This is a genomic window from Sinomicrobium soli (assembly GCF_003285545.1).
Taxonomy (GTDB): Bacteria; Bacteroidota; Bacteroidia; order Flavobacteriales; family Flavobacteriaceae; genus Sinomicrobium.
The window spans coordinates 1-16,845 of the sequence record NZ_QLNV01000004.1 but is presented as its reverse complement, the minus strand read 5'-3'; the positions used below and the strand labels follow the sequence as shown (position 1 = coordinate 16,845).

At 48.0% G+C, this 16,845-nt stretch carries 15 protein-coding genes; 6 read left to right on the top strand and 9 right to left on the bottom strand.

Features of this window, described 5'->3' with window-relative positions; translation table 11 throughout:
• Nucleotides 1–16: 16 nt before the first annotated feature.
• The 4 genes from DN748_RS05775 to DN748_RS05760 all read right to left on the bottom strand — a co-directional run bounded on the left by DN748_RS05775 (nt 17) and on the right by DN748_RS05760 (nt 6,289).
• Complete coding sequence (locus DN748_RS05775) at nt 17–964, bottom strand: NAD(P)H-dependent flavin oxidoreductase (protein ID WP_112370841.1); 948 nt, start codon at nt 962–964, stop codon at nt 17–19.
• 155 nt (nt 965–1,119) lie between these two features.
• Nucleotides 1,120–2,307 (bottom strand): tRNA 2-thiouridine(34) synthase MnmA, encoded by a 1,188-nt coding sequence (mnmA, locus tag DN748_RS05770; protein WP_112370840.1) that lies wholly within the window; start codon nt 2,305–2,307, stop codon nt 1,120–1,122.
• 381 nt (nt 2,308–2,688) lie between these two features.
• Complete coding sequence (gene yidC, locus DN748_RS05765; RefSeq protein WP_112370839.1) at nt 2,689–4,563, bottom strand: membrane protein insertase YidC; 1,875 nt, start codon at nt 4,561–4,563, stop codon at nt 2,689–2,691.
• A gap of 91 nt (nt 4,564–4,654) precedes the next feature.
• Nucleotides 4,655–6,289, bottom strand: a complete 1,635-nt coding sequence (locus DN748_RS05760; protein WP_112370838.1) for a CTP synthase — start codon at nt 6,287–6,289, stop codon at nt 4,655–4,657.
• Between the two features lie 371 nt (nt 6,290–6,660).
• On the opposite strand from DN748_RS05760, the gene nhaA reads away from it, so the two are divergent.
• A complete protein-coding gene (gene nhaA / locus DN748_RS05755) occupies nt 6,661–7,983 on the top strand; it encodes a Na+/H+ antiporter NhaA (protein ID WP_112370837.1) in 1,323 nt (440 codons plus the stop codon).
• 101 nt (nt 7,984–8,084) lie between these two features.
• Here the strand turns inward: nhaA and rocD are convergent, their stop codons facing one another.
• The 3 genes from rocD to DN748_RS05745 all read right to left on the bottom strand — a co-directional run bounded on the left by rocD (nt 8,085) and on the right by DN748_RS05745 (nt 10,907).
• Complete coding sequence (gene rocD / locus DN748_RS05750) at nt 8,085–9,326, bottom strand: ornithine--oxo-acid transaminase (protein WP_112370836.1); 1,242 nt, start codon at nt 9,324–9,326, stop codon at nt 8,085–8,087.
• A 175-nt stretch (nt 9,327–9,501) separates the two neighbouring features.
• Nucleotides 9,502–9,654, bottom strand: coding sequence for a hypothetical protein (locus tag DN748_RS19045; RefSeq protein ID WP_161554483.1), 153 nt, complete (start codon nt 9,652–9,654; stop codon nt 9,502–9,504).
• A 293-nt stretch (nt 9,655–9,947) separates the two neighbouring features.
• Nucleotides 9,948–10,907 (bottom strand): helix-turn-helix transcriptional regulator, encoded by a 960-nt coding sequence (locus DN748_RS05745; protein WP_112370835.1) that lies wholly within the window; start codon nt 10,905–10,907, stop codon nt 9,948–9,950.
• A gap of 151 nt (nt 10,908–11,058) precedes the next feature.
• On the opposite strand from DN748_RS05745, the gene rlmD reads away from it, so the two are divergent.
• The 3 genes from rlmD (at nt 11,059) to DN748_RS05730 (ending at nt 13,834) form a co-directional block, all read left to right on the top strand.
• Nucleotides 11,059–12,468: a 23S rRNA (uracil(1939)-C(5))-methyltransferase RlmD gene (gene rlmD, locus DN748_RS05740; protein ID WP_112370834.1), complete on the top strand. Its 1,410-nt coding sequence runs from the start codon at nt 11,059–11,061 to the stop codon at nt 12,466–12,468.
• A gap of 69 nt (nt 12,469–12,537) precedes the next feature.
• Nucleotides 12,538–13,083 (top strand): DUF6452 family protein, encoded by a 546-nt coding sequence (locus DN748_RS05735; RefSeq protein WP_112370833.1) that lies wholly within the window; start codon nt 12,538–12,540, stop codon nt 13,081–13,083.
• Nucleotides 13,064–13,834 (top strand): DUF6048 family protein, encoded by a 771-nt coding sequence (locus tag DN748_RS05730; protein ID WP_112370832.1) that lies wholly within the window; start codon nt 13,064–13,066, stop codon nt 13,832–13,834. The genes DN748_RS05735 and DN748_RS05730 overlap by 20 nt, the downstream gene beginning before the upstream one ends.
• 12 nt (nt 13,835–13,846) lie before the next feature.
• On the opposite strand, the gene DN748_RS05725 is transcribed toward DN748_RS05730, so the two are convergent.
• Both DN748_RS05725 and DN748_RS05720 read right to left on the bottom strand, forming a co-directional pair.
• On the bottom strand, nt 13,847–14,077 hold the full coding sequence (locus tag DN748_RS05725; RefSeq protein WP_112370831.1) for a hypothetical protein: 231 nt from the start codon (nt 14,075–14,077) through the stop codon (nt 13,847–13,849).
• Between the two features lie 69 nt (nt 14,078–14,146).
• Nucleotides 14,147–15,310 (bottom strand): THUMP domain-containing class I SAM-dependent RNA methyltransferase, encoded by a 1,164-nt coding sequence (locus tag DN748_RS05720; protein ID WP_112370830.1) that lies wholly within the window; start codon nt 15,308–15,310, stop codon nt 14,147–14,149.
• A 103-nt stretch (nt 15,311–15,413) separates the two neighbouring features.
• Between DN748_RS05720 and DN748_RS05715 the strand changes: the two genes are divergently transcribed.
• Both DN748_RS05715 and DN748_RS05710 read left to right on the top strand, forming a co-directional pair.
• Nucleotides 15,414–16,106 carry a ZIP family metal transporter gene (locus DN748_RS05715; RefSeq protein WP_236636797.1) on the top strand — a complete coding sequence of 231 codons (693 nt, stop codon included), beginning with the start codon at nt 15,414–15,416 and terminating at the stop codon, nt 16,104–16,106.
• 166 nt (nt 16,107–16,272) lie between these two features.
• Nucleotides 16,273–16,704 (top strand): DUF4268 domain-containing protein, encoded by a 432-nt coding sequence (locus DN748_RS05710; protein ID WP_112370829.1) that lies wholly within the window; start codon nt 16,273–16,275, stop codon nt 16,702–16,704.
• The last annotated feature ends 141 nt before the right edge of the window (nt 16,705–16,845 follow it).

Sequence of the window (16,845 nt, the reverse complement as noted above, 5' to 3'; positions counted from 1 at the left end):
ATAATTGACCAATTGGCTAATTGGCTAATTGACATAGCCCTTTTTTCACGAGGTCGAATTCTGTTAGAATATCCCTGACAATTTCGGCTACCGGTTTTATATCACGGATCAGTCCGGCTACCTGTCCGATCTCGAGTTCGCCTTCTTCAAGGTCGCCTTCGAACATTCCTCTTTTGGCCCTTCCCCTTCCCAGCAACGTTTTCAGTTCTTCCGCAGAGGCTCCCCTTCCATACAATTCCTGCACTTCTTCATAGAATTTATTGCGCAACAGTCTTACCGGGGCCAGTTCCTTAAGGGTAAGCCGCGTGTCCCCGTCACCGGCCTCCACGACCCTTTGTTTGAAATTATCGTGGGATGACGCTTCAGTACTGGCCACAAAACGGCTTCCTACCTGTACACCATCTGCCCCCAGTACCATTGCGGCAAGCATTCCTCTTCCCGTGGCAATGCCCCCGGCAGCGATCAGGGGTACTGTTATCCGCTCCTTCACCATGGGAATAAGTGTAAAGGTAGTTGTTTCCTCCCTGCCGTTATGCCCCCCGGCCTCAAAGCCTTCGGCAACAACGGCATCCACCCCGGCCTCTTCCGCCTTGAGGGCAAACTTCACACTACTCACCACATGGACCACCGTAATCCCTTTTTCCTTCAGAAAGGAGGTCCAGGTTTTCGGGTTTCCCGCAGAAGTAAAAACGATCTTCACCCCTTCCTCCACGATAATGTCCATGAGCTGTTCTATATCCGGGTATAGCAGCGGGACATTGACCCCGAATGGTTTATCCGTGGCCTTGTGACATTTGCGGATGTGTTCCCGGAGCACCTCAGGGTACATGGAGCCGGCCCCGATAAGTCCGAGTATTCCCGAATTACTTGCAGCCGAAGCCAGCCGCCAGCCGCTCGCCCATACCATCCCGGCCTGTATTACGGGATGTTCCGTACCGAACAGTGCTGTGATCCTGTTTTTCATTTGGTTTATTAGTTTGTAGTTCTTAGTTGTTAGTTTGTAGTTTGGGTAAACATACACATAAACTCAATAACCTAACACTAAACGGCATAGGCTTCTCCTCTACTGAGACTACTGAAACCCGTCTGAGACACGGCGGTGCCGCTATAGGTTTGCCATCAGGATATAACGCCGGAACCTATGAGTTCATCCCCGTCATACCAGGCTGCAAACTGCCCTTCGGTAATCGCGCTCTGGGGTTCGTCGAACACTACGTACATCCCTTTGCTTACCTTGTGCAACCCGGCCTTCTGAAGCGGTTGCCGATAGCGGATACGGGCCATGACATCCATGCTTTGCCCAACGGCAAGCGCCATGTCTTCCCTGATCCAGTGAATCTCATCTTCCGTTATAAACAGGGCCTTCCGGAAAAGCCCGGGATGATCCTTGCCCTGGCCGGTATAAATGATATTTTCATCCACATCCGTATCGATGACGAACAACGGTTCTGCGGTACCTCCTACGTTGAGCCCCTTCCGCTGTCCTTTGGTAAAGTAATGTGCCCCCTGGTGCTTTCCCACCACTTTGCCATCACCGGGGGTATAGTGAGGTTTCCGTGCGTAATAGGCCAGTTCCTCCTCCGCGGACACAAACTGCGGTACGGCCCTGTCGTACTGCTCCGCAGATACGGGTACCTCAACGATAACCCCTTCTTTCGGCTTGAGTTTCTGCTGCAGGAATTCCGGCAATCTCACCTTACCCACAAAGCACAGTCCCTGGGAATCCTTCTTTTCTGCCGTAACCAGTTCTTCGCGGGCCGCTATCGCCCTTACTTCGGGTTTGGTAAGTTCTCCGACAGGAAACAGGGTACGTGAAAGCTGTTCCTGTGACAGCTGACACAGGAAATAGGACTGGTCCTTGTTGCGGTCTGCTCCCGAGAGCAGCCGATAGATATCCTTCCCGTCTTTGGAAATAACATCTTTCCGGCAATAATGCCCGGTAGCCACATAATCAGCCCCGAGGCTGAGCGCTATTTTGAGAAATACGTCAAACTTGATCTCCCTGTTACACAATACATCCGGATTGGGCGTTCTCCCCCTTTCGTACTCGCCGAACATATAGTCGACAATACGTTCCTTATATTCCGCACTCAGGTCTACCGTCTGGAAAGGTATTCCCAGCTTTTCGGCCACCATCATGGCATCATTGCTGTCTTCCACCCATTCACACTCCCTGGAGATCACTACGGAATCGTCGTGCCAGTTCTTCATAAACAGGCCGATCACCTCATATCCCTGCTCTTTCAGCAGGTATGCCGCCACACTCGAATCTACTCCTCCCGATAAGCCTACTACTACGCGTTTCATTTAGTTTATTAGTTTGTAGTTTATTAGTTCTTAGTTGCTGGTTTGTCATTCAGAACGCAGTGAAGAATCTCAACACCGGCCCAAAGGAGATTCCTCCTATCGCCGGAATGACAAATCCCTGTCATTCAGAACGTAGCGCAGCGAAGTGATGAATCTCCACCCAAGCCCGAAAGAGATTTAACTGCGTTGCGCCCTTCGGGGTTCTCCTTTCCCGATGTTCGGGACAGGCTGTCGGAATGACAAATCCCGACCGGAGTAAGCCGCTCAAACATCCTGAACCTGCAACCTCTCCCTCTCTGATTTCTTTGCAAAATTACAAAAAACAAAGAGACGCAGTATGTGCTGCGCCTCCCTGATAAAAACCCTGATATCGACGATATCTTACTTTTTTTTGTTTTTAGTATTCTGCTGCGCCTGTGCTTCCTCCATCATTTCCTGCATCTTTCGCTGGAAACGGTTCATCTTCTTCGGCTTTTTCTTCTGTTGCTGTATCTTGGCGTGTATTTTCTCCTCATCTATGATAAAGTGCTTTATGGCAAGCATGATGAATATCGTAATGAGGTTGGAAATAAAGTAGTACAGACTCAGTCCACTGGCATAATTATTAAAGAAGATCAGCATAAACAGCGGCGACAGGTACATGATAAACTTCATGTTAGGCATGCCCGGCTGCTGCTGCATCTGCATGCTCTGCCCGGTGGTCATCATCATGTATATGAGTATGGCTATGGACGCCAGTATCGGGAAGAGACTGACGTGATCTCCGTAAAACGGAATTTTAAAAGGCAATTCGGCGATGGTGTCATAAGACGACAGGTCATCGGCCCAGAGAAAGCTTTTCTGCCTCAGGGCAAAGGCTGTCGGGAAAAACATGAACAGGGCATAGAAAATAGGCAGCTGTAACAGCGCCGGGATACATCCGCTCAGCGGGCTGACGCCGGCCTTGCTGTAGATCTGCATGGTGGCCTGCTGCTTTTTCATGGCATCGTCCTTATACTTCTCGTTGACCTCCGTAATTTCCGGGCGCAGTACCTTCATCTTGGCCTGGGACAGGTATGATTTGTAAGTCACCGGGGAAAGGAGCAGCCTGACCAGGATGGTCATAACAATAATGGCCACACCATAGGGCAGGAATGAACTCAGGAAACTGTACAGGGGTGTAAACACGTGCTTGCTGATCCACCCGAATATTCCCCATCCGAAAGGAATGGAATCGTCGAGATCGAGCCCTTTGTACTGGCTGAGTACCTTGACATCGGTAGGCCCGAAAAACCAGGACAGGTTGTGGTTCAGCTCACCTCCTGCCATTTCCAGGTTGGCCAAGGCTTCGTATTCCTTGGTCCACCTGGCTTCCTTGCTCTCTTCTTCCACCAGGTCCCTCGAGGCCAGTTCCACCTGGTCAAAAGGCTTGTCTGCCACGAGAATGGAGCTGAAGAAATGCTGCCGGTAAGAGATCCAGGTGACCCCCTCTTCGGTCTCGGAATCATCGCTTCCGGGACTGAGTTTCGATATCTTGTCTCCATTACGATGCTGATAGGTAAGCCGGGTATACCTGTTTTCATAGGTGATACTTTTGGAATGGCGGATACCCTTGAGTTTCCAGTCCATTTCTACCGGTTGTGAACTGCTGAGAATACCGTTCAGTCCCTGGGAACGAATGGTAAAATCCATCATGTAATCCCCCGGTTTCAGTTCATAGCGGTACTCCAGGAACTTGTCCGGCCCGGCCTTAAGCTTCATGGACAAGGCTCTCCCGTCTGAAGAGAGTTCGGGTTCAAAATACATGTCGCCCGTATTCAGTGTCCTGTTATCTGACGTTCCGAAAGAAAGGTTGAAAGATGCATTATCGTCTTTGACCAGGTATACGGGAACGGAATCATAAGTAGTAAACTCCTTAAGCCTTGCTTCTATGATCTGCCCTCCCTTATTACTGATCTTAAAGTAGGCCACATCATTTTCCAGCACCGTAGTACCCTCTTTTGCCCCGGGCAGGCTGGCCGAATATCCGAACGCCCCGAGCGTTTCGGTATACCTGGCCAGGGCCGTGGAATCGGCAAAGTCGGGAGTATTTTGATCTGCAGGAGAAACGGTATTTTCTTCTGTTTCCTTTCTGGCCTTTTCCACCAGTTCCTGTTGTGCCTTTCTCGCTTCGGCCTCTTCTTCCGTGGGACGGTTGTTATACATCACCCAGATCAGAATGGCCCCGATCAGGACAAATCCGATAATGGAACTGGTATCCAGCTTCTTCTCTTCCATCTATTATCTTATAAATTTAATATTACGCCACAGGTTTTCAGTATACCCCTCTGAGCCCGACAGAACACAAAAATGTCCCCAAAAAGCACCATTATGCCAAAGTGGCACTTTTTTCTTCCTGCTTGTACTTGAGAGCTGCCTTTACAAATGCCACAAACAGGGGATGCGGATTCGCTACCGTACTCTTGTATTCAGGGTGGTACTGCACCCCTACAAACCACGGGTGATCCGGGAGTTCCACCACTTCAACCAGGCCGGTATCCGGGTTGAGCCCGGTAGCCTTAAGCCCGGCGGCTTCGATCTGTTCCTTATACCTGTCGTTAAACTCGTAACGGTGCCTGTGGCGTTCCATAATGGTTGCTTCCCCGTAAACGCTGCGAGCGAGGCTATGCTCTTTCAATGTACATTTCCAGGCGCCGAGACGCATGGTCCCTCCCTTATCGGTAATTTCCTTTTGCGCTTCCATAAGATCGATTACGGGATGTGGAGTATCCCTGACCATTTCGGTAGAATTTGCCTCCTTTAACCCCAGCACATTACGCGCAAACTCAATTACTGCCATCTGCATGCCCAGGCAAATACCGAGGAAAGGGATCTTGTTTTCCCTCACATATCTCACCGTATCGATCTTGCCCTCTATACCGCGTTCCCCGAACCCCGGGGCAACCAGGACACCGTCAAGGTGTGATATCTTGTTCTTTATGGTAGCTTCGTCTATATATTCCGAATGGATGGTTTCTACATTGACACGCACCTCATTTTCCGCCCCGGCATGAATAAAGGATTCCAGGATGGATTTATATGAATCCTGGAGCTCTACATATTTACCCACCAGCCCGATGGTAACCTCGTGCTTCGGGTTTTTATGCCGGTCGAGAAAGGCATTCCATTTTTCCAGGTCCGGATGATGCTCATCCGGGAGGTTCAGCTTTTTCAGCGTTACGGTATCCAGTCCTTCCCCGAGCATAAAGTTGGGCACATCGTATATGGTTGAAGCATCTATAGACTGGATCACGGCCTCTCTCCGCACATTACAGAAAAGCGCCAGCTTTTCACGAAGGTCGTCGGAGAGCTCGTGTTCCGTACGGCATACCAGGATATCGGCTTTTATCCCACTCTCCATCAGGGTTTTTACAGAATGCTGGGTAGGCTTGGTTTTCAGTTCTCCCGCAGCCGATAGAAACGGCACCAGGGTAAGGTGAACCACAATGGCATTGTTATCACCCAGTTCCCAAAGCAGCTGTCGTACAGATTCTATATAGGGCAACGACTCAATATCTCCGACCGTACCCCCGATCTCCGTAATCACGATATCGTATTCCCCGGATTTCCCGAGTATCTGGATACGTTCCTTGATCTCATTGGTGATATGCGGGATCACCTGGACGGTCTTTCCCAGGAATTCACCTCTTCGCTCCTTTTCGATAACACTCTGATAGATCCGGCCGGTAGTCACATTATTGGCCTGCGAGGTTTTTTCGTTCAGAAAACGCTCGTAATGCCCCAGGTCGAGATCGGTTTCCGCCCCGTCATCGGTAACATAGCACTCTCCGTGTTCATAAGGGTTGAGCGTACCGGGATCTACGTTGATATAAGGGTCCAGTTTCTGGATGGTTACCTTATATCCCCTGGCCTGCAACAGTTTGGCCAGTGAAGCCGCAATGATTCCTTTCCCCAATGAAGAGGTAACTCCTCCCGTAACGAAGATATATTTGGTTTCTGCCATGTTCAGTAATGCGTTAATGATGTTGCTCTTTTTCGACGCGCCAAAAATACAAAGAACTATTCATACCATACAAGGATATCGCGAAACTGTTTCTAAAGATTTAAGACAGTGATTACTTCGCACCCCGAAAACATTTGCCCTTTATCGTAAAGAACCCCGTATATCCTTCCCCTCCGTACAGCACCGGGCACACCAAACATCTTCACAACTGAATATTAGCATTTTAAAGCACAAAAAGCAATCACGGTTTATATTTTAACCGATTTTTTCGATTTTTGTTGAAAAAAAACACCATAAACCCTATCTTAGCTTCAATAGTTTTACATATCATTAAGGCTAATACTAACACAAAAAACATTTTATATTGTTATATGAAAAAAACTCCTATTGACAAGATTCTGATAGACCCTTTAAGCAGATTTATCAACAAATCTACCACCGGGGGCGTGGTACTCTTTTTATCTGCCGTCGTAGCCATGATCCTGGCCAACTCCCCGCTCAAGGATGCTTATCACCATTTCTGGGAACACGAGTTTGCCCTGCAGTTCGATTCCTTTGTCGTCTCCAACAACCTGCACCACTGGGTCAACGACGGGTTAATGGCCATTTTCTTCTTTGTGGTGGGACTCGAACTGAAACGGGAAATGATTGCCGGTGAGCTGTCCCGTCCTAAAAATGCGATATTGCCCTTAATGGCTGCCCTGGGGGGAATGATCTTCCCGGCAGCGGTTTACCTGATATTCAATCACGATTCCCCGGCCGTAGGCGGATGGGGTATTCCCATGGCCACTGATATTGCTTTTGCCCTGGGTATCTTATACCTCCTGGGAGACAAGGTCCCCATATCACTTAAGGTATTCCTTACCGCCCTGGCAATTGCCGACGACCTTGGTGCGGTTCTGGTCATCGCACTGTTCTACACCTCTGACATCGACACCATGAGCCTTGTGGTGGGAGCGGTATTCCTCCTGGTACTGCTCGTTGCCAACCGTCTCGGGGTACGGGCGCCGGTATTTTACGGAATAATAGGTATCGGGGGCTTGTGGATGGCTTTTCTCTTTTCCGGGGTACATGCTACCATCGCCGGAGTATTGGCTGCTTTTACCATTCCGGCAGAATCCAAAGTGAGGGATAAGATATACGTGGAAAAAATGCGCAGCCTGATCGATCAGTACGACAACCTCGAAGGGCGCACCAGGCGGTTAAAAACACCACAGCAGCAACACGTACTGGAACAGGTGCGTATCTACTCCAAAGCCGCACTGACACCACTGCAACGCCTGGAGCACTCCATGCACTCACTGGTAAGCTTCTTTGTTATGCCGGTGTTTGCACTGGCCAATGCGGGAGTTACGTTCTCCGGGGATTTCTGGCACAATATTACAAGCAATGTGAGTATCGGTATCATATGCGGACTTGTGATCGGTAAATTCGTGGGAGTAGTAGGTTTTACCAAACTCATGACAAAACTCAGGATCGCTTCCCTTCCGCCCGGTCTCAACTGGAAGCATATATACGGTGTGGCACTCCTGGCAAGTATCGGCTTTACCATGTCGTTGTTCATCACGGAACTGGCTTTTAAAACCAATGCCGAAGAATATATCCTGGAGGCTAAAATGGGAATTTTCGCCGCTTCTATTATCGGGGGTATCCTGGGGTATTTTATTCTTAAAAAAGCCAGCCGGCAGGGCTGAGAAACGGTCTGAAAATATATTTGCCGCGAATACGCGTTTTTTTGACAGATACGCGTATTCGCGGCAAAAATTCAGGGGGCCATATCGGCTGCATACTTTTTTTACTCAAAAGATTTCAGCGTTTTTACGATAATGGCAATGCATTCTTTCAACTGTTCCTTATTCATTACCAGGGGCGGGGCAAAACGGATAATATTTCCGTGGGTAGGCTTGGCCAGCAAGCCGTTTTCCTTCAGGGCAACACAGATATTCCAGGCCAGGTCTCCTTCTTCGGTATCGTTGACTACAATGGCATTGAGCAAGCCTTTTCCGCGCACCAGTTGTACAACCCTTGATGTTTCGCTGTACGCCCTGACCTGCTCGCGGAAAAACGCTCCGAGTTCAGCGGCATTCTCTGCCAGCTTTTCATCCTTCACAACCTCAAGGCCTGCCATTGCTACTGCTGCGGCCACAGGGTTCCCACCGAATGTAGACCCGTGCTGTCCCGGTTTTATGACTTCCATCACCGCATCGTCTGCAAGCACTACAGATACGGGGTAAGCTCCTCCCGAAAGGGCCTTGCCCAGGATCAGCATATCCGGCCTGACGTCCTCGTGCTGTACCGCCAGCAATTTTCCCGTACGGGCAATCCCGGTCTGTATCTCATCGGCAATAAACAACACCCCGTGTTCCTTACAAAGGGCATCCGCCTTTTTAAGGTAACCTTCGGAAGGCACATATACCCCGGCTTCTCCCTGGATGGGCTCTACAAGGAACCCCGCGATATTTTTCTCTTCCCGGAGCACCTGCTCAAGGGCTTCGGTATCATCGTAAGGAATCTTTATAAACCCAGGCGTATAAGGCCCGAAATTTTTCCGTGCATCCGCATCGTTGGAAAATGAGATGATAGTGGTAGTCCTCCCGTGAAAGTTGTTCTCACAAACGATGATCCTGGCTTCGTGCTCCGCTATCCCCTTTTTTTCATAGGCCCATTTACGGCAAAGTTTTATAGCTGTTTCCACAGCTTCTGCCCCCGTATTCATGGGCAGCACCTTGTCATAACCAAAATACCCAGTCACATACTGCTCAAACCTGCCCAGCATATCGTTGTAAAAGGCCCTTGAGGTAAGGGTCAGCCTCCTGGCCTGTTCCACCATGGCCCCTACGATCTTCGGATGGCAGTGTCCCTGGTTTACCGCAGAATAGGCCGACAGAAAATCATAATATCTCTTTCCTTCCACATCCCATACATACACCCCTTCTCCCCTGCTCAATACTACAGGTAAAGGATGATAGTTATGAGCCCCGTATTGGTGTTCCAGCTGAATGGCGTCCTGTGATGTTAACGGTCCTGCAACATTCATTTTTTTAATAATTTAGAATTGAAACTTCACTATTCCTTCTTACAAGCGCTCGTTGTCAAAAGTGCTCAGGAGAGAAATCATCCGATAATGCTGCAAATTAGAAAAAGTTGGACGATTTTACCAGTATCCCCCGAAGAAATATCGCAGACCACAAACCGGTCCGTTACCGTATCACTCATGCCCACAACAAGGCCAGTACGGAAAACTCGGAAATACGGGACAAGAGTATCCCCGGACCGCCCCGGCTATCACCGGGATTTTTTTTCAGATCGTTTTCAGGAGCCTCTTCCCTTTCGCCACCCGAACGGTCAACCGTCGTATTTTTCATTTCGATTTATTAGTTTGTAGTTTTTAATTTGATTAGCTGTCATTCCGACGAAGGAGGAATCTCCGGTACTTCCGTTATGCAGTTAAAGTTCCTTTGTGCCTGGGGTGGAGATTCTTCACTTCGTTCTGAATGACAACTTCCGGTTCCCGACCATTTCGTCCTATGTAAACTAACGATGGTTCAGAACAAAGCTAAATCCTCCGGGTGACATCCCTCTGTCAACAGGCTCTGAAAAATCCTTGTTTTTTATGAAGTTGCTGGTTTGCAGCTGTTGGTCCAGGTTGTTTCCCCGATCATTTCAGCACCCTGGCAGAAATCTTCTCAACGATCTCCCTGATATTTTCGCGAAGCTCATCGGGCTCCACGATCTCGGCGTAATCGGCAAACATGATATACCAGCGGGCAAAACCATTATCTTTATAAGAGGTAAAAAAAGTCATTTCCACCATGTCCCCCACTTCTTTTTCCGAGACAAAACCGAGATAAGGCCTCCTGTATTGCAGGTATGCCTTTACTTCCTTTTCTACCCGGATCACGATCTTTGTATGTTCCTGTACCCGGACCTGCTGTTCTTTCCGTTGCAAATAATCCCGGAAAGCCTCTCTTTCGGATTCCCTGTCGCGTGGAGTAAGCATAATATTGTGGATACGATCTGCCCTGAAATGCCTGTAGTCCTCTCTCAGGTGACAATAGGCTATCGTATACCACTGGTGATATTCGTGATATACCCCTATCGGTTCTATCAAGCGTTCTGTCTCCTCTTCCCTGCCGTGAGCCTTATAGGTCATCTTCACTATTTTCTTCTGCGAAATGGCCCTGAACAGCACATCCAGTACATTTTCCGGGACATTGCGGGGAGGGTTTGCCACATTTTCCACGTGTATATGCGAAGACAGGTCTTCTACAAAATCCTTTTCACTGCCCCGGAGTACCGCCCTGACCTTGTACATGGCCTCTTCAAAATGTTTCCGGATCACCCGGTCGGTGAGCTGTTCCATCAGTTTCTCCGCCGTAACAAAAGCCATGGCCTCTTCCCGGGTAAACATTACCGGGGGAAGCCGGTATCCATCCACTATGGAATAGCCTACCCCTGCCTCGCCATACAGTGGTACCCCGGCTTCTTCGAGCGTACGTATATCCCTGTATACCGTTCTCAGGCTCACTTCAAACCTTTCGGCGAGCTCCTGTGCCCTTACCACCCGCCGGGACTGCAATTGAATAAGAATAGCCGTTATCCTGTCAAAACGATTCATCACCTATGAGTTATCAGTCAAAAATAATTAATTATCAGTTATACTTCCCTTATCCGGATATCAAAACCTCCCTTTTCCTTTTTTGGAAATATCCGGCTCAAGGTCGCGGAAATGATTCGGGAATCGTCAAAATAAACCTTATTTTTGCCCCATGTCAAGAAAGAACAGAAAACCATTTATCGAGCAGGTCGAGGTCATCGATGCCGGTGCAAAGGGAAAAGGCGTTGCCAAGGCTCCCGACGGTCGTGTTATTTTCCTTTCCAATGCCATTCCGGGTGATGTGGTCGACGTACAGACCACCAAAAAGAGAAAGGCCTATTACGAAGGCAGGGCGGTAAGTTTTCACAGGTATTCAGAAAAGAGACAGGATCCGGAATGCAGTCATTTCGGCACTTGCGGCGGGTGTAAATGGCAGAACATGCGTTATGAAGAACAGCTCTTTTACAAGCAGAAGGAAGTGGAGAACAACCTGGCCCGCCTCGGGAAGATAGACCTTCCCGAAACAACTCCCATCATCGGATCGGAACAGCAGTTATTCTACAGGAACAAAATGGAGTTCTCTTTTTCCGACAGCCGGTGGCTTACCCGCGAAGAGATCGAAAGCGGCGAAACACCGGAATACCGGGATGCCCTGGGGTTTCACATTCCGGGGATGTGGGATAAGATACTGGATATCGAAAAATGCTACTTGCAGGAAGATCCTTCCAATGAAATCAGGAGGGCGGTACGGGATTTTGCACGGAAAAAACAATTGGATTTCTTTAACCCCAGGCATCAGACCGGGTTGTTGCGCACCCTGATGATCAGGATATCCTCTACAGGAGAAATCATGGTACTGATACAATTCTTTGAAAACCAGCCTTCAGCCATAGGGCTGGTCATGGATTTTCTCAGGAATGAATTTCCGCAGATCACCGCATTGCTGTATGTGATCAACAGCAAACCCAATGATACCATTTACGACCAGGAAGTGATGTGTTATCACGGACGCGATCATATATTCGAGGAAATGGAGGGGCTTCGTTTTAAAATTAATGCCAAGTCATTTTACCAGACCAATTCCCGGCAGGCATATGAGCTATACAAGGTAACCCGGGAATTTGCCGGACTTACCGGAGATGAACTCGTTTACGACCTTTACACCGGTACGGGAACCATAGCGCAGTTCGTGGCCAAGAAGGCGGGAAAGGTAATAGGCGTGGAAGCAGTTCCGGAAGCGATCGAAGATGCCCGGAGCAACGCACAATTAAACGGTATCGGCAACGTTGAATTCTTTACGGGAGACATGAAAAAGGTTTTTAATGCCGGGTTTATCGCACAGCACGGCCTCCCCGATGTAATTATTACCGACCCCCCGAGGGACGGTATGCACAAGGATGTCGTACAGCAAATACTCGATATTGCCCCCAAAAAGGTGGTTTATGTAAGTTGTAACAGTGCCACCCAGGCCAGGGACCTCGCTCTCATGGACCATAGGTACAGGGTCACAAAGGTTCAGCCCGTGGATATGTTCCCGCAGACCCACCATGTGGAAAATGTCGTACTTTTGGAAAAACGCTGATAAAATTCAACTGCATGCAACCTTGTTCAGCCACAACCTATTATAAATATTTTATATTAAATTATTCGTATGAAATTTAATATTCCGATTAAAAAAACCGTCATAGCACTTTCCCTGGTCGGCCTTATGGCCTTGCTTTTTCCGGGTTGTGAAAAAGACGATATATGCCCTGAAGATTCGGCTACAACACCTCTCCTGGTCATTACATTTCACGACAGCGATGACAGGGACGTACGGGAGGCAGTCAATACCCTCAGCGTTTACGGGCAGGGAATGGAGGCTCCTGTAGATACTTTCAGGGACAGTACGTCTATCGATTCCATCGCCATACCGCTTAAATTATTTGAAAACGAAACTGTTTATGCATTTACGCTTAATTCCATACAGATAAACCAGAACGGAGATACCCTGCGCGTCAAAAATGCCGACACGCTCAGGTTCCGCTATCAGACCGAGCAGCATTTTATCTCCAGGGCCTGCGGATTTATCACCAACTATTCCGGCCTCACTGCCGAAAGGGATACAGACGACAGCCAGCAATGGATATCTTCCCTGGAAATAGTAAACCCTACAATACAATATCAAAACACTGCCCATGTCAAGATATACCATTAGCATTGCATGCTTCCTGTTTTCCCTGCTGCTTACGGCACAGGAGGATGAAACCGATGAAAATTCTGCCGGTACCGTCCCGAAAGACAGTATTGTTTTCAAGGAAAGATACGGTTTAAGGGTGGGACTGGACCTGAGCAAACCCATACGGTCATTTACCAGCAGTAAATACAACGGGGTGGAACTGACGGGAGATTTCCGGCTTTCGAAAAATCTTTATATAGCGGCAGAACTGGGAACAGAAGAATACACTTCTGAAGAAACCCTTTACACCCTTTCTACTTCGGGCAGTTTTCTGCGTGCCGGAATAGACTACAACCTCTATGAAAACTGGTATGGGATGGAAAACCTGATCTTTGCCGGCGGCCGGCTGGGAGTAAGCACTTTCAGCCAGACCCTCGACGAATATTACATCTACACTACAAGTCCGTACTGGGGTGAAAACCTGATCCCGGGTAATGACGAGAATATCCTTGGCGAATACAGCGGACTCAATGCGCAATGGCTGGAAGTGCTTTTCGGGACAAAAGTGGAATTGTTCAACAACCTCTATCTCGGTGCCACGGTAAGGCTTACCTACCTGCTGAACGACACCCCTCCCGACACTTTCACCAACCTCTGGATCCCGGGGTTCCAGAAGGTAACCGATGACAGCAGGTTCGGACTTACCTTCAATTATTCGGTATCGTACCTTATACCCATATTCAAAAAGACCAAAAAAGGTGCGCTGAATAAACAGGATACGGCAAATTAGGAGCCTGGTCCATTAACGCATAGGCCTGGGGGGACTGAACAACCATTTTCTGAACATTCTTTCTCCCGACGGAGTTTTTACCACGACAAATCTGGGAGCGAGGACCATGGCTATGAATGCCGAGCATACCAAAGCCCAGAATTTTTCTTCCGGAAAAACATACATCAATACGACACACGACACCATAAACGGTATACAGAACCCGATAAGGTTGTACAAAATGGCCTTGTGCTTGTGCTTCATTGCTATTGGGGTTTTAGTTAATGATTTTCTTTTTCAAGGCACTTCTTTGTCTCCCCGGCCGATGCTATGCTATTCCCTGGGCTGCCATTTGGCCTTTTTGCTCCCTGCGTACATCTCGTACTTTACAAGTCTGCTTTCCAGGCGCCCGTTAAAAAGCTTTATCTTCCGGGACGGACGTAACCCTACATATTTCAGGGCTTCCATGTCAGAAGTGATCAGCCAGGCTTCCGTGCCTGGGTATTCCTGTTTTAACGTATTTCCTATATTACCGTAAAAATCCTGCATATCCACCGCCAGACGCTCGCCGTAAGGCGGGTTAAAAACCATATGCAGTTTATCTTCACCCTGTTTTTCCGTCTTGAAAAAGTCCTGTTGCGAAACCTGGACATATGCTCCCAGGTTGGCGTTCCTCACATTATCCGATGCCTTTCGTACCGCAGAAGGCGCCTTGTCAAAAGCCAGTATCTTATGGTGAAATTCCCTCACCTTGTTGAGACTGCTCTCGGTAACCTTTTCAAACAGATCAAGATCAAAATCGATCCATTTTTCAAATGCAAATTCCCGGCGGTTGATATTGGCCGGAATATTACAGGCTATCATCGCCGCCTCTATGGGCAGGGTGCCACTTCCGCACATCGGATCGAGAAAATCGCACTGGCCGTCCCAGCCACTCAACAGCAACATCCCCGCAGCCAGGACTTCGTTAATGGGCGCTATATTCGTAGCGGTACGATACCCCCTGTGATGCAGGGACGATCCGGAGCTGTCGAGCGATATCGTACATATATCCTTTTGTATATGAACATTGATCCTCAGGTCGGGGTGCTTCAGATCCACATCGGGCCTCTTCCCCTTCAACTCCCGGAAACGGTCTACCACTGCATCCTTGGTTTTCAACGCCACATACAGGGAATGATTGAACTTTTCCGAATGTACCACGGCATCTACCGCCAGTGTACTATCGACCCTCATGATATCTTCCCAGCGTATCTTTTTTACCCCATCGTACAGGTCATCCTCATTCCGGACTTTAAATGAACGTAAAGGTTTTACAATCTTCAGGGCTGTCCTGAGGCATAAATTGGCTTTATACATAAACCCCTTGTCTCCGGAGAAGGATACGCTCCTCACTCCGTTCTCTACCTCTATAGCCCCAAGCCTGCGCAATTCACCGGCCAGCACCTCTTCAAAACCAAAAAGGGTCTTGGCCACCATTCTGTAATTATTTGCCATTTCGCATCTCTTTAAAAGGCAAAAATACATTAATTTAGTCCCTTCACTATTTATAAACAGACTGGTTTTTTGTTTATTGTACTTTTTAAGAAGAAATTTAATAATGCCCGATCTGAAACACACCATAGATTACCTCCTTCCGGTTATAGCAGTTATAGCAGGATTTCTTTTTGTAGTCCTTTTACGACCCCGTAAAGGAAAAATATTCAAACTCCTCCTGGCATTCAGCGGGGCTTTCCTGCTTTCTATTACCGTATTCGAACTGCTTCCCGAAGTATTCGAGGGTCACTCGGGGAAACAGCCGGGCATCTTTATCATGTGTGGCATACTCTTACAGATATTCCTGGAGTTCTTCTCCAGGGGTGCAGAGCACGGGCATATACATCATCCACCCGAACACAGGTCTTTTCCCTGGATGCTCTTTACAAGTCTGAGCATCCATTCCATACTCGAAGGTTTCCCCATTCATCACCACGACACCCTTGTATACGGCATCGTGATACATAAAATCCCGATAGCGATAGTACTGACCACTTTTTTCCTGAACAGCAGTATAAAAAGATGGCAAATAGCTGTTTTCATGATACTCTTTGCCCTGATGACCCCGGTCGGGACCTTTTTAAGCACACAGATTACCCGAACCGAAGCATTTCATATGCCTGTCAACGCCCTGATCATTGGGATCTTTTTACACATCTCTACCGTGATCCTTTTCGAAAGTTCGGAAGGGCATAAATTCAACGTCACAAAACTCGCAGTAATCATAACCGGTATACTTACCGCCTATATTCTATAGTTATGAGCCTCTTTAAGTTTCATCCTTTGTTTTCTTTATGCGTCTTTTTCCGCCATATTTCAGCTATTTTTCGACACGTAGCTATGGCTATGTGCCTCAAAACATCTTCATCTGACAAAAAAATACACTATAAATAATTCCAAAAACAAAATTTAAACAGGCTCGTATGTTTAGCAAGGAAGCGTCAAAAAAAATGAGACAGGAATTCTGGACATCTTTCGGAAAATCCTATCCCAGAAAGTGGGTTCGCTACCATACCGGGATCAAAGATCTTTCCCTGAAGTTCTACTTCGACACGAAAAAAGCTATGGTTTCCCTGGATATAGAACCTGCTGATAAAGAAGAGCGCCTTCTTTACTTTCAAAAAATAAGTGCTTTAAAGGCCATTTTCACAGAAGAATACGTACCCCATGCGGTATTCCTGGAAGATTCTCTTCTTGACAACGGTAAGGAAATATCGCGGGTTTACGTTGAAAAAACAAAGGTTTCCATTCACAATAAAGACAGCTGGAGGGAAACCATGGAATTCCTGAATAGCTGCATGCTGCGCTTTGAAGCGTTTTTCCAGGAGTACAAAGATTATATCAAGGGGGTGTAGGGGCGAATGCAATTCTTCCTTACCACCGGTCGGGCCGAACCGTTTTGTCTGGTCTCCCCCCTGTCATGATGCCATAAAAAAACCCTTCACCGTAATGATGAAGGGTTTAAAGAAGGCGGCGACATACTCTCCCACGAATGC

What these genes read in the sequence shown, in the direction of transcription:
- DN748_RS05775 (WP_112370841.1), bottom strand. Translation starts at nt 964, where the DNA reads ATGAAAAACAGGATCACAGCACTGTTCGGTACGGAACATCCCGTAATA.
- mnmA (WP_112370840.1), bottom strand. Translation starts at nt 2,307, where the DNA reads ATGAAACGCGTAGTAGTAGGCTTATCGGGAGGAGTAGATTCGAGTGTG.
- yidC (WP_112370839.1), bottom strand. Translation starts at nt 4,563, where the DNA reads ATGGAAGAGAAGAAGCTGGATACCAGTTCCATTATCGGATTTGTCCTG.
- DN748_RS05760 (WP_112370838.1), bottom strand. Translation starts at nt 6,289, where the DNA reads ATGGCAGAAACCAAATATATCTTCGTTACGGGAGGAGTTACCTCTTCA.
- nhaA (WP_112370837.1), top strand. Translation starts at nt 6,661, where the DNA reads ATGAAAAAAACTCCTATTGACAAGATTCTGATAGACCCTTTAAGCAGA.
- rocD (WP_112370836.1), bottom strand. Translation starts at nt 9,326, where the DNA reads ATGAATGTTGCAGGACCGTTAACATCACAGGACGCCATTCAGCTGGAA.
- DN748_RS19045 (WP_161554483.1), bottom strand. Translation starts at nt 9,654, where the DNA reads ATGAAAAATACGACGGTTGACCGTTCGGGTGGCGAAAGGGAAGAGGCT.
- DN748_RS05745 (WP_112370835.1), bottom strand. Translation starts at nt 10,907, where the DNA reads ATGAATCGTTTTGACAGGATAACGGCTATTCTTATTCAATTGCAGTCC.
- rlmD (WP_112370834.1), top strand. Translation starts at nt 11,059, where the DNA reads ATGTCAAGAAAGAACAGAAAACCATTTATCGAGCAGGTCGAGGTCATC.
- DN748_RS05735 (WP_112370833.1), top strand. Translation starts at nt 12,538, where the DNA reads ATGAAATTTAATATTCCGATTAAAAAAACCGTCATAGCACTTTCCCTG.
- DN748_RS05730 (WP_112370832.1), top strand. Translation starts at nt 13,064, where the DNA reads ATGTCAAGATATACCATTAGCATTGCATGCTTCCTGTTTTCCCTGCTG.
- DN748_RS05725 (WP_112370831.1), bottom strand. Translation starts at nt 14,077, where the DNA reads ATGAAGCACAAGCACAAGGCCATTTTGTACAACCTTATCGGGTTCTGT.
- DN748_RS05720 (WP_112370830.1), bottom strand. Translation starts at nt 15,310, where the DNA reads ATGGCAAATAATTACAGAATGGTGGCCAAGACCCTTTTTGGTTTTGAA.
- DN748_RS05715 (WP_236636797.1), top strand. Translation starts at nt 15,414, where the DNA reads ATGCCCGATCTGAAACACACCATAGATTACCTCCTTCCGGTTATAGCA.
- DN748_RS05710 (WP_112370829.1), top strand. Translation starts at nt 16,273, where the DNA reads ATGTTTAGCAAGGAAGCGTCAAAAAAAATGAGACAGGAATTCTGGACA.